Origin of the sequence: Acinetobacter sp. TY1 (genome assembly GCF_048551395.1) — a bacterium.
Taxonomy (GTDB): Bacteria; Pseudomonadota; Gammaproteobacteria; order Pseudomonadales; family Moraxellaceae; genus Acinetobacter.
The window spans coordinates 24,669-37,534 of record NZ_JBLYZK010000004.1 but is presented as its reverse complement, the minus strand read 5'-3'; the positions used below and the strand labels follow the sequence as shown (position 1 = coordinate 37,534).

General features: G+C 40.2%; 12 protein-coding genes. 6 read left to right on the top strand and 6 right to left on the bottom strand.

The window, feature by feature from the left end; translation table 11 throughout:
• Nucleotides 1-133: 133 nt before the first annotated feature.
• Nucleotides 134-1,204: a D-alanyl-D-alanine endopeptidase PBP7/8 gene (gene pbpG, locus ACK2M2_RS03755; protein ID WP_409510742.1), complete on the top strand. Its 1,071-nt coding sequence runs from the start codon at nt 134-136 to the stop codon at nt 1,202-1,204.
• 157 nt (nt 1,205-1,361) lie between these two features.
• Here the strand turns inward: pbpG and thrC are convergent, their stop codons facing one another.
• From thrC to xerD, 4 genes are all read right to left on the bottom strand, one after another.
• The gene (thrC, locus tag ACK2M2_RS03750) at nt 1,362-2,501 is read right to left on the bottom strand and encodes a threonine synthase (RefSeq protein ID WP_409510743.1); all 1,140 of its coding nucleotides are present in this window, start codon (nt 2,499-2,501) and stop codon (nt 1,362-1,364) included.
• Between the two features lie 58 nt (nt 2,502-2,559).
• Nucleotides 2,560-3,864, bottom strand: a complete 1,305-nt coding sequence (locus tag ACK2M2_RS03745) for a homoserine dehydrogenase (protein WP_409510744.1) — start codon at nt 3,862-3,864, stop codon at nt 2,560-2,562.
• Between the two features lie 135 nt (nt 3,865-3,999).
• Nucleotides 4,000-4,815, bottom strand: coding sequence for a DsbC family protein (locus ACK2M2_RS03740; protein WP_419346282.1), 816 nt, complete (start codon nt 4,813-4,815; stop codon nt 4,000-4,002).
• Between the two features lie 143 nt (nt 4,816-4,958).
• Nucleotides 4,959-5,876 carry a site-specific tyrosine recombinase XerD gene (xerD, locus tag ACK2M2_RS03735; RefSeq protein ID WP_419346159.1) on the bottom strand — a complete coding sequence of 306 codons (918 nt, stop codon included), beginning with the start codon at nt 5,874-5,876 and terminating at the stop codon, nt 4,959-4,961.
• Nucleotides 5,877-6,034: 158 nt separating this feature from the next.
• On the opposite strand from xerD, the gene ACK2M2_RS03730 reads away from it, so the two are divergent.
• The 5 genes from ACK2M2_RS03730 to ftsW all read left to right on the top strand — a co-directional run bounded on the left by ACK2M2_RS03730 (nt 6,035) and on the right by ftsW (nt 11,250).
• Nucleotides 6,035-6,304, top strand: a complete 270-nt coding sequence (locus ACK2M2_RS03730; protein WP_409510746.1) for a FeoA family protein — start codon at nt 6,035-6,037, stop codon at nt 6,302-6,304.
• Complete coding sequence (gene feoB / locus ACK2M2_RS03725) at nt 6,301-8,160, top strand: ferrous iron transporter B (protein ID WP_419346158.1); 1,860 nt, start codon at nt 6,301-6,303, stop codon at nt 8,158-8,160. Before ACK2M2_RS03730 ends, feoB begins: the two co-directional genes overlap by 4 nt.
• 30 nt (nt 8,161-8,190) lie before the next feature.
• Nucleotides 8,191-8,439, top strand: coding sequence for a DUF6587 family protein (locus ACK2M2_RS03720; RefSeq protein ID WP_419346157.1), 249 nt, complete (start codon nt 8,191-8,193; stop codon nt 8,437-8,439).
• 245 nt (nt 8,440-8,684) lie between these two features.
• Nucleotides 8,685-10,043 carry a UDP-N-acetylmuramoyl-L-alanine--D-glutamate ligase gene (gene murD, locus ACK2M2_RS03715; RefSeq protein WP_419346156.1) on the top strand — a complete coding sequence of 453 codons (1,359 nt, stop codon included), beginning with the start codon at nt 8,685-8,687 and terminating at the stop codon, nt 10,041-10,043.
• A 10-nt stretch (nt 10,044-10,053) separates the two neighbouring features.
• Complete coding sequence (gene ftsW, locus ACK2M2_RS03710) at nt 10,054-11,250, top strand: putative lipid II flippase FtsW (protein ID WP_409510750.1); 1,197 nt, start codon at nt 10,054-10,056, stop codon at nt 11,248-11,250.
• A 56-nt stretch (nt 11,251-11,306) separates the two neighbouring features.
• Here the strand turns inward: ftsW and gluQRS are convergent, their stop codons facing one another.
• Together gluQRS and dksA are read right to left on the bottom strand one after the other, a co-directional pair.
• A complete protein-coding gene (gene gluQRS, locus ACK2M2_RS03705) occupies nt 11,307-12,227 on the bottom strand; it encodes a tRNA glutamyl-Q(34) synthetase GluQRS (protein WP_419346155.1) in 921 nt (306 codons plus the stop codon).
• A 3-nt stretch (nt 12,228-12,230) separates the two neighbouring features.
• On the bottom strand, nt 12,231-12,758 hold the full coding sequence (dksA, locus tag ACK2M2_RS03700) for an RNA polymerase-binding protein DksA (protein ID WP_409510752.1): 528 nt from the start codon (nt 12,756-12,758) through the stop codon (nt 12,231-12,233).
• Nucleotides 12,759-12,866 lie beyond the last annotated feature (108 nt).

Below are 12,866 nucleotides of genomic sequence, written 5' to 3'. Positions count from 1 at the left end.
CTATCCATAATCCTTATAGAATCATCATGCACAATTTCGTAAATTTATATTATTCGCGACAGTGTGTAAATGTAAGTCATATTCGAGGTAAGAAGCAAGATTGCTGAACACCTCCCGAAATGAGTAGGTAACCGTGAAAAAATCTAAAAAAACATTGATGAGTGTATTGAGCCTATCAGTACTCTTTGGTCTAAGTTCAACGAGTTTTGCAGATCTAGTCATGAATCCTTCTGGGAGTAGCAGTCAGGCTTCTATCAGTTGGTCTTCATCAGATGCAAGCCAACTATTAAACAATGACTCTTTGGATGATGATGAACCATCTCCACAAGGCTCAACCACTATTACGACAACATTGCGTACGTCGAATACAGCGAATACAACCAATCGTAATACAGTAAGTAGTACTACACCAAAATCTATTTATATTTCAGATACAAATAGTTATAGTAATCAGCCATCTGTAAATTCACGAGCTGCATTGGTGATGGATGCGAATACAGGTGAAGTGCTCTATAGTAAAAATACCAATACAGCCTTACCAATTGCATCGATTACTAAGTTGATGACAGCCGTTGTAACCTCTGATGCACGTTTAAATATGTCTGAAGATATTACTTTGCAACAGATTGATTTTGCAGGTGCGGGCGGTAAAAACTCAAGTTCAACGTTGAAAGCGGGCGATACTATGAATCGTGCTGAAATGTTACTTGTGGCACTCATGAAATCGGAAAATCCTGCAGCCGCTGCTTTAGCACGTACATATCCAGGTGGTCGTACTGCATTTGTTGCAGCAATGAATGCCAAAGCACGTCAGTTAGGTATGAATTCAACGCACTATGTTGAATCTACAGGTTTAGATGTACGTAATATCGCATCAGCACGTGATTTAGGTATTTTGGTCAGTGCAGCATCACAATATGGTTTGATCCGTCAATTTTCCACTACAGCGCATTATGACTTCAATTTAGGTTATCGTGTATTGAAATCTAATAACACCAATGCATTAGTACGTAACGGTGGCTGGAATATCAATATTTCAAAAACAGGTTATATCAATGAAGCAGGGCGTTGTGTGGTGATGCATACTACTGTGAATAGCCGTCCTGCTGTTGTTGTGTTACTTGGAGCAAGTACATCTCAAGCACGTACTAATGATGCAACTAATCTAATGAATTGGGTAAGTAATTTACCAAAACGTATTTAATTTATTTGATCTTATTGAAATAAATTGTGTAATCAAAAAATGCTTCTTTTGAGAAGCATTTTTTATTTTATTGGGATTAAAACGGATGTCGTATTATTATTTTGAATTTAAAAAATAAAAAAACCTGCGCTTGGCAGGTTTTTTATACGTTCAAATTTTACATATTTGAAAGAATTGAATCACGTACTTGATCCATAGTGGCATCAATAGACAACATGACTGCATCAGAACATTGTTTGATTGCAGTATCAGGATCTTTTAAGCCATTACCTGTTACAGTACATACAATGACTGAACCTTCAGGAATTTTACCTGCTTTAAGGTCACGGATTGCACCACCAATCGATGCAGCAGAAGCTGGCTCTACAAATACACCTTCATACATAGAAAGCATACGTTGAGCATCTAAGATTTCAGCATCAGTTAGTTCATCAAACCAACCCTTTGAGTCTCGTACAACAGCTTTCGCATGGTTCCAACTCTGTGGATTACCAATACGAATTGCAGTTGCAATTGTTTCAGGATTTTCTACCGGAGCGCCACGTAAGAATGGAGCTGCACCTGAAGCTTGGTAACCTACCATTGTTGGTAAGCCTTCAGGTTTAGGACCTGTGAAGGCATCAGTTGTAGCGTCATAAATAACTTGCTCAAACTCGCCTACAGGTTGGTTTGCTACAGCTTCGGTATAACCCATCCAGTGTGCAGTGATATTTCCTGCATTACCTACAGGTAAGCAGTGATAATCAGGTGCACGACCAAGTTCATCTACGATTTCGTATGCAATGGTCTTTTGACCTTGTAAACGGTACGGATTAATTGAGTTTACAATCGTTACAGGCGCTTGGTCTGCAACTTCTTTAACAAGGCGCATACCGTCATCGAAGTTACCACGAATTTGCATAGTAATAGCACCATACATCATCGCTTGTGCCATTTTACCCATGGCAATTTTGCCTTCAGGGATTAAAACGAATGCTTTGATACCGGCACGAGCAGCATAAGCCGCAGCCGCAGCAGAAGTATTGCCTGTAGATGCACAGATAATTGCTTTAGAGCCTTCTTCAACAGCCTTTGTTACAGCCATGGTCATACCACGGTCTTTAAATGAACCAGTCGGGTTTAAACCTTCGTACTTCACATAAATTTCGACATTCTTACCAATTAAACGAGGAATATTTGCAAGTTTAATGAGAGGCGTATTACCTTCACCGAGAGAGATTGCAGGGGTTGTTGCAGAAACGGGTAAGCGGTCACGATAGCGATCAACAAGTCCTGTATAGCGATTTGCAGTAGACATGGTGGTGTTCCAAATTTATGAGTAGAGCTGGTAGAGGGCATGACTACCCCCAACCCGATTAGTTATCAAGCAATTCTAAACGAATTCGTACAGCTTCGCCATGAACGAAAGATAAAGCCTGAATTTTAGCAATTGCTTCATTCATTTTCGATTCTTGAATTGGATCAGTGAGGATCACAATAGGAATCAAATCTTTTAAGCGTGGCTGTTGCATAATCGCATCAATTCCAATGCCTAAACGGCTCAAAATTGTGGTGACATCAGCAAGTACACCCGTTTGATCTTCAGCATTGATACGCAGATAATAACCTGTCGTCATTTCATCACTGCTTAAAATTGGCAAGTCTGAAAGTGCTTCAAAGGCAAGCTGTGGAATAGTACCTGCACCATCTTCTGTGTAAATAATGTCACGAACAATATCGACAACATCGGCAACCACAGCAGAGGCTGTTGGACCTGCACCAGCACCTGCGCCGTAGTACAATGTTGGACCCACTGCATTGGCTTGAACAAGAACAGCATTTTTCACGCCATTTACATTTGCAATGAGTTCTTCATCAGGAATTAAAGTTGGATGTACACGAAGTTCAATGCCTTTTGCTGAACGGCGAGCAATACCTAAGTGTTTAATTTTATAGCCAAGTTCTTCAGCATATTTGACATCTTGTGCTGTGATTTTGGTGATACCTTCGGTATAGACCTTGTCAAACTGTAGCGGAATACCAAATGCACATGATGCCAAAATCGTTAACTTGTGTGCAGCATCAATACCTTCTACGTCAAACGTTGGATCTGCTTCTGCATAACCAAGTTCTTGCGCTTCTTTGAGTACGTCATCAAAGGCACGACCTTTTTCGCTCATTTCTGTGAGGATAAAGTTACCCGTACCATTGATAATGCCTGCAAGCCATTCAATTTTATTTGCAGCCAAACCTTCACGAATCACTTTAATAATTGGAATACCACCAGCAACCGCAGCTTCATATGCGACTTGAACATGGTGATCTTCAGCCGCTTTAAACAATTCATTGCCATGTTCTGCAAGTAAGGCTTTATTTGCAGTCACAATATGTTTGCCATGTTTGATGGCTTCCATCATGACTTCATAAGCAGGATGAATACCACCCATCACCTCAACCACAACATCTACATCAGGTTGACGAACAATGTCGAGCAGATCAGCACTTTGCTTAATGCTTGCTGGTAAATTTAAATCGGGGCGTGGACGACGAGTACCCACGTGGGTAATTTCAATTTCTCGACCAGTTCGACGTCTAATTTCAGCAGCGTTTTCTTGTAATAGTTTAAGGGCACCACCGCCTACGGTACCAAGACCGAGTATTGCCAGACGCACAGGTTTCACGTCACACTCCATTATGCATTTAAATTGTATTAAGCTTAGATCATAGCTAAAAAATGCGCCAGACTCTAGAGCCTGACGCATCTTTATATGTATTGCTGTTTTAGCTATAAATAATAGTAAATTTACTGATAAAAATTATTTATTTAAACGCTTTGAAATTTCATCTGCGGTCATGTAACCCCCCAAATATTCACCTTCTGAATTGTAAATTGCAGGTGTGCCGTTCACGCCCATATTCAGACCGAGCTGATACATATCACGGACAGGATTTTTACAGCTTGCAGGAGGAAGCTGTACGCCAGCAATCGCTTGATCAAATGCTGCGGCACGGTCTTTACTACACCAAATGCTTTCCATTGCAGGCATGAACTGATCACCACGAGGCCATGCGATATATCGGATTTCAATACCTTGAGCGGTAATTTCAGGAATATGCTCATGCAGCTTATGACAATACGGACAGCTTGCATCAGTAAAGACATAGATCACATGTTTTGTTTTACCTTGTGCAGGGTAAACCAATAAATCTTCTTTTTTCAAATTTTCAAAGTGCTTTTTATTTTCAGTCGACTGCAATTTGTCACTGATACTACTGAGTTCAGTTCCGCCTAAACGAATGACATCGCCCTGAATAATATATTTGCCATTGCTGGTTGCATATACTGATGACATGCCTTCCATGCTAACCCAATATAAATTTGGCACTTCAGTCTGTTTAATGTCGGTAATTTTTGCATTGATGTTGGCTTTTTTAAAATGACCTTGTAGAGTCTGAATTAAACGTTCTTTCGCATTACGCTCGCTCAAATTGGATGCTTCACCTGTTGCAGGTGCAGTTGCCGTCAATGTTCCATCATCGTTTTTGCTCTCTTTTGAGTTTGAACATCCTGAAAAAAGCAATCCAGTTGCAAGTGTACAAGCAAGCATTAATTTTGAACGGGTAAATGGCATAAATAACTCTTTATGTTGTTCTGCGTGGAAATTCATTTTAGACAATCAGCATAGCAAAAAATTGCCTAGACTTTGTTAAAACTTGATTAAGTGGTGAAATTTGGCGATATAAATCAGTTTTCCACAAAAATCAAAGTTTTAGTTTATGCACGAGGATGATGTTGTGCATGAAGCTGTTGCATACGGACTTGTGCAACATGCGTATAAATTTGAGTGGTTGATAAATCACTATGACCAAGAAGCATTTGGACGACACGTAAGTCAGCACCGTGATTGAGCAGGTGTGTTGCAAAGGCATGACGTAACGTATGCGGAGATAAATCCGATTGTATACCTGCTTGGAGTGCATAGCGTTTAATGGCGTACCAAAAATTCTGCCGACTCATAATGCCGCCATGTTGAGTCAAAAATAAATAATCCGTTGCTGATTTATATAATTGAGGACGTGAATCTATTAAATATTTTTCAATCCATTCACAAGCAACCTCACCCATAGGTACAAGGCGTTCTTTATTGCCTTTACCAACAATGCGTAAATAGCCTTGTTTGAGATTAATCAGTTCTAAACGTAAATTGAGCAGTTCTGTCACACGTAAACCACAGGCATACAAAACTTCGAGCATGGCGCGATCACGCAGCCCTAGTGCCGTATTTAAATCGGGTGCTTGAATGAGCGCATCAACATCTTCTTCTGACAAATCCTTTGGTAACGAGCGTCCTAATTTTGGCGTTTTATGTGCGCTGACAGGATTATCTGAGCGGAAATGTTGTTCACGTAAAAATTTAAAAAATGAACGTAATGCAGATAATGCTCGTGCAATTGAACGAGGGCTTTTTCCTTGCTTTGTTAACGCAATCAATACATCAGAAATATCATCATGACTCCAATTAGGCATGGGCTGAACTAAAAAATCTGCACAGTTAATGAGATCAGATAAATAAGCATTTCGAGTATGTGGACTGACGGATTGAGCAATCAAATCATCACGGAAACCTTGTAAAAAATCATAATTAACAGGGATTTGAACAGCAGTGGGGATGCGAGGCTTTTTATTGAGCATAGTGATAAAAACAATCCTTTTACAGCAATGTAGAGCAAAATTTACAAGATGTCGAATCACAAAATAAATGAGAATTATTATCAAACATGATTTGGTAATTATTCTCATTTGTATGTATACTAAACGGTAGATATACATTGATTTTAGGGTTATTTACCGTGCGTTTGTCAGAATTAAAGGTAAAGCACTCGGCTGTGATTACCAAGGTCGCTCGAGTCGAAAACACAGAAACACAGCGTCCTGATATGGTCGCGAGTCGTTTGGAAACATTAGGTTTTGTTCCTGGTACACGAGTGCAAGTCATCACTAAAGGTATCTTTGGTGGTGACCCAATTTTAATTCAAGTTGGTTTTACACGTTTTGCTTTACGTAAAGTTGAGGCGGAAAAAATCGAAATTGCAGATGCATCAACAGGAGTACCTACATGAGCGAAGCTTTACGTATTGCTTTGGTAGGAAATCCGAACTGCGGTAAAACATCACTATTCAACCATTTGACAGGGACACGTCAAAAAGTTGCCAACTATGCAGGTGTTACGGTCGAACGTAAAGTCGGGACCTTTACATTGCCTTCAGGGCAAGGTGTTCGTGTCTTAGATTTACCGGGAACATATAGTCTTAATGCAACAAGTCCAGATGAAGAAATTACCCGTGATGTAGTCATGGGTAAAATTGCAGAAGAGCAGGAACAAGATGCATTCTTGTGTATTGTCGATGCAACCAATTTAAAATTGCATTTGGGTCTAGTCCTCGAAGTGATTGCACAAGGTAAACCGATTTTACTTGTGCTTAATATGATGGATGAAGCACGTCGCCGTGGTATGCAAATCAACACACAGAAACTCTCACAACGTTTGGGTGTACCTGTGATTGAAACGGTTGCAGTACGTAATTCAGGTATTGAAAACCTGATGAATGCACTTGATCAAAAGAAATTCCGTACACAAGATACGGAGTTGAGCGATGTTCATCTGTCAGGAACAAATCATGAAAAAGTTGAACAGATTTTAAAAGATGTGGTCAACTTTGCTGACGAAGAAGATAAACGTACAGATTTTCTCGATAAAATTTTCTTACATCCAGTCTTAGGGTTACTTAGTCTTGCAGTGATGATGTTTGTGGTTTTCCAAGCCGTATTTGCTTGGGCTGAACCTGTCATGACCTTAATTGAAGATACATTTGCATGGCTTGGTGAATTTGTCGGTTCATTTATTGCTCATCCAATGCTAAATAGTTTGGTTGTAGATGGTGTGATTGCAGGTGCAGGGGGCGTTGTTGTCTTCCTACCGCAGATTCTAATTCTGTTTTTCTTTATATTGGTTTTAGAAGAATCAGGCTATTTACCTCGTGCAGCATTCTTGCTCGATAAATTGATGTTTAAAGCAGGTCTAAGTGGTCGAGCATTTATTCCATTACTCTCAAGTTTTGCTTGTGCTGTTCCTGGCATTATGGCGACACGAAGTATTAGTGATCCACGAGATCGTTTAACCACGATTTTTGTTGCACCACTAATGACTTGCTCGGCACGCTTACCCGTATATGCCTTATTAATCGCTGCATTCATTCCAAGCACAACTGTTTGGGGCATGTTTAATCTACAAGGTTTGGTACTCTTTGCTTTGTATATGTCAGGTATTGTCAGTGCGTTGATTGTTGCAACGGTATTGAAATTCTTCCAAAAAGATAAATCAGAACATGCGTTACTTATGGAATTGCCAAGTTATCGTATTCCTGATGTAAAAAGCGTTTGGATTGGATTATTGGATCGTGCCAAAATTTTCTTAAAACGTGTGGGTGGTATCATCTTTGCGTTGTCTATTTTACTTTGGTTTTTGTGCACATTCCCACAACCGCCTGAAGGTGGCACATTACCTGCAATAGATTATTCATTTGCCGGGATGTTGGGTCACTTGATGCAACCAATTTTTGCACCCCTTGGTTTTAATTGGCAAATTTGTATTGCTTTAATTCCGGCAATGGCTGCTCGTGAAGTTCTTGTTGCATCACTCGGTGTTGTTTATGCCTTGTCTGCGACAGATGAAGATGCAGTATCACAAGGTTTATCACAATTAATCAGTCATGGTGATTTGAGTTGGTCGCTTGCGACAGGTTTGTCACTCTTGGTTTGGTTTATTTATGCGCCACACTGCTTAGCAACTTTGGCAACGGTAAAACGTGAAACAGGTTCGTGGAAAACTGTTGCAGTGATGACAGCGTATTTATTTGGTCTTGCATATTTGATGGCATATTTGACCTATCAAATTGCGACACACTATTTTGGCTAATGGTCTGAAGACGTAGCGAAGGAGTTTGAAATGATTGAATTATTGATTATTACAGCATTGGTGATTTGGAGTACGATTTTTGTATTTAAAAAAGTATTCCCAAAATCGGCATATACGGTTTTTATGAAGCTTTCGCAACTTTGTCAGGCACAGGGTTGGACGAAACTCGCAAAATGGTTACAACCAGCAATGGTTGCAGGTTGTGGCGGTGGTTGTGGATGTTCAACCGATTCAGCACCATCTAAAAAAATAGAAGTACAAGCGGTTAAATGGAAATAGGATCCAAATTGCTTTCGATAGATTCATTTAAATAAAACAATGAAGCCATTCTCAAAAGAGGGTGGCTTTTTTTATGGCTGAATAATAGGTGATCCATTTTTTTAAACATGATCTCAAATAGAGATGACAGAATATTTACGCACGGACACAAAAAATGAGTGAGAAAGTGAAAACAGAAAAGGCAATCAAATCGCCAAAGTGCTAACATTTTGCAAGTTTTAAAATTTAAATGCTGGTGAGCAAAAATGTTGATACAACGTGGTGGTTTAAAGGTTGTGGCTGGGCTTGGGATTTCAGGTGTTTCGGCAGTAAATTTTTTGCATGAAAAAGGCTACCGCGTTGCTGTGACAGATTCGCGTGCGCTACCACCGGGACATGATCAAATTCCAACAGAAGTACAAACTAGTTTTGGGCAGTTGGATCAAGAGCTATTATTACAAGCTGAAGAAATTGTAATTAGTCCAGGGCTTGATCCGAAGCTTCCTGAAATTCAGGCAGCGATTGCCCAAGGGATCCCTGTTGTTAGTGAAATTCAAATTTTACGCCGTGCAACTGAGAAGCCTATTATGGCGATCACAGGTTCAAATGCAAAAAGTACCGTGACCACATTGATTGGTTTGATGGCGCAGAATGCGGGTGTAAAAGTTGCTGTTGGAGGTAATCTAGGACGTCCAGCTTTGGATTTAACCAAAGATGATCCTGATCTGTATATTCTAGAATTATCGAGTTTTCAGCTTGAAACGACATCCAATTTAAATGCAGAAGTCGCTGTTGTATTGAATATTAGTGAAGATCACTTAGATCGTCATGGTGATATGTTTGCGTATCACACAGCGAAGCATCGTATTTTCCAAGGCGTGAAAAAAGTCGTGTTTAACCGCGATGATTCACTGACTCGTCCATTGGTTCCCGATGTCACACCTATGCAAAGTTTCGGTTTAAATGCACCTGATTTGAATCAATATGGCATCCTTCGTGAAGACAATGGCAGCATTTGGCTTGCACGAGGTCGTGAGCGTTTATTAAATAGTGCAGAGATGTACATTCAAGGTACGCATAATGTTGCCAATGCTTTGGCGTGTTTAGCTTTGGGTGAAGCCATTAATTTACCAATGGATGTCATGTTAGAGACTTTAAAAACATTTAAGGGGCTTGAGCATCGCTGTGAGTTTGTTCGTGAGCTCAATAATGTGCGTTATTACAATGATTCGAAAGGCACAAACATTGGTGCAACACTTGCTGCAATTGATGGTCTAGGTGCTGCCATTGAAGCAAAAGGGGGGAAGGTTGCGATCATTTTAGGTGGTCAAGGCAAAGGGCAAGATTTCACAGCATTGCGTGATTCATTACAAAAATATGCCAAAGTTGCGGTGTTAATTGGGGAAGATCGTCCAGTGATTGAAAAAGCAATTGAGGGGACAACCACACTTTTATATGCAGAATCTTTGCAAGAAGCCGTTAATTTGAGTCAGCAACATACGCATGCATATGATGTGGTGCTATTATCACCAGCATGTGCAAGTTTTGATATGTTTACAGGCTATCCACAACGTGGTCAGCATTTTGTTGAATATGTAAACGCACTCAATCAAGAAGAATCATAAGGAAGAGAATATGGCTGGGTTAGCTCAGGCAACCATAAGTAAAATGCATCAGCTTTATGAGCGGATTACACCTAAAATACCTGCTGAAATTACTGTTAGAAATACTTTAATTTTTTGTGTACTGGCATTGCTCTGTATTGGTACGGTCATGGTGGCATCTGCTTCTATGCCGTATGCTGAACGTTCACATGAAGCACCATTTCACTATGTGATTCGTCATGCTATTTCTATTGCTGTTGCTGCTGTTGCGGCATTCATCACTTATAAGGTGGCATTAGAGTATTGGTTTAAAAATACCTTTCTGCTGTGGATCGGAACGATTCTTTTACTTGGTGCAGTCTTGGTGGTTGGTACAGAAGTCAACGGTTCAACTCGTTGGATTCGTATTGGTGGTTTTACTTTACAGGCAACGGAAGTTGCAAAAGTCGTGATGACTATTTTTACCGCCGACTATGTGGTACGTCGTTCAGAAGAAGTTCGTAATAATATTAAAGGGCTTGTACGACTTGGTATTGTGATGGTGCTTACTGTTGGGTTAATTATTCTTGAGCCAGACTTAGGTGCGACAGTGGTGATTGCAGCCTCAATGCTAGGTGTATTCTTTCTTGCTGGTGCGCCAATGATTCAATTCAGTTTTGCATTTGGTGCTATTTTAATTGCTTTTATTGGTTTGATCGTTTTTGAGCCTTATCGCTTTGAGCGTTTGATGTCATTTTCAAACCCATGGGCCGATCCATTAGGTGCTGGTTATCAGTTATCCAATGCACTTATGGCATTTGGACGTGGTGAATGGTTTGGTGTAGGGCTTGGGCATAGTATTCAAAAAATGTCGTATTTACCTGAAGCCCATACTGACTTCATGCTGGCAATTTTAGGTGAAGAATTTGGCTTCTTTGGTATTTCGACTGTGCTTGCCTTGTCATTCACCTTACTGGTGTGCTGTATCAGTATTGGGCATCGCGCATTGAAAAATAATTACTTACGTGCAGGCTATTTGGCTTACGGTATCAGTATTATCTTTCTGTTGCAGATTCTAGTAAATGCAGGAATGAACATGGGGATGCTACCAACTAAAGGTTTGACTTTACCATTCATTAGTTATGGTGGTTCGTCACTGATTATGTGTGCGGTTATGATCAGTCTGATTTTAAAGATTGATGCGACAACACAGAAGAGTAATCCTGCACGAGAAGAATCTAATTTCTAATTTTAAGTGATTTTTAAAATGAAGTTGTAAAAAAGCCATTTGAAAAAATGGCTTTTTTATTGATAAATACCGTTCATTTCAGTGCCTTTAGGAATGAGTTTACGATCCCACTGTGAAATGGCTTGAGCGAGCATTTTATAGGGCTGATCGATGTCTACGGGAGGTTGTCCAAGCGCAGAGAGTGCTTGAGCGAGCGTTTGAGGGGCATGCTGAATATTGAGTGCTTCAGCATGGTTTTGTTTAGATAGCTTACTTCCATGAGCATTCATGGCTAAAGGCAGATGCATATACTGTAATTTAGGGTAGTTTAAACACTGTCCAAGCCAAATTTGTCGTTCAGTATTATCGAGTAGATCTGAACCTCGGATGACATGTGTGATCCCTTGTAAAAAATCATCGACTACAACAGCAAGTTGATAATTGATGATGCCATCTCTGCGTTTAAGGACGAAGTCGCCTAAATCGGCTTGTAAATTGGAACAGTGCTGTCCCTGTAATAAGTCGTCAAAACAGATGACCTGATCATTGACTTTAAGTCGAATAGCTTGATCTTTAAAGGGGAGAGCTAAATCTCTGCATGTTCCCGTATAAATATGATTAGAACCAAGTATTTTACGTTTGCATTGACAGGCATAAACCAAATGCTGTTGATGCAATTGCTCAATGACATGTTCATAAATATCGAGACGATTTTTTTGAAAAATGATTTCGGCATCAGGCTCAAACTGAAACGCATCCAAGCATTGTAAAATGTGGTTTTCACTGCCGGGATAGATTCGTGGAATATCGGTATCTTCAATACGTACAAACCATTGCCCCTGTTGTGCTTTGGCATCACAATAACTCGCAACCGCAGTGATGAGTGAGCCAAAATGCAAAGGGCCGGTTGGCGATGGCGCAAACCGACCTGAATATGCCATCCTGTTGTCCTCCTGCTTTTTTAAAGGAGGAGTCCGGGGATGATTATTCAATAACATGAATTAACCGTTATTTTGCTTCTCTTTGATTTCAGCGAGTGTTTTGCAGTCGATACATAACGTTGCAGTAGGACGAGCCTCTAAACGACGTAGACCGATTTCAATACCACACGTTTCACAGAAACCATAGTCATCATTTTTGATTGCTTCAATTGATTGCTCAATTTTACGAATCAATTTACGTTCACGGTCACGAGTACGTAATTCAATTGCAAACTCTTCTTCTTGCGTTGCACGGTCATTGACGTCCGGCAAAGAAGATGATTCGTCCTGCATGGTATTTAATGTGCGATCAACCTCAGACATGAGTTCCGCTTTCCATGCAAGGAGGATTTTGCGGAAGTGTTCAAGCTGACCTTCAGACATGTATTCTTCATTTTTCTTAGGCTGATAAGGCTCAATACCAAACAGACTTGCTGTGGTACCTGCTTCAGCTGCCTTCGGTTTAGCTTTACGCACACGTTTTACAGATTTTTCATCTACAAGATCAACCTGATCATCCAGGGTTTGATTTTGGTTGTCATTTGCCATAAAGGGCATTCCTCATCATATACGTACTATCTATACGTAAAAAATATGGTGATATGCAAGTGTTATTATCGCACTCGATAGATTGCTGCTATCGGGGGGCATCATCAT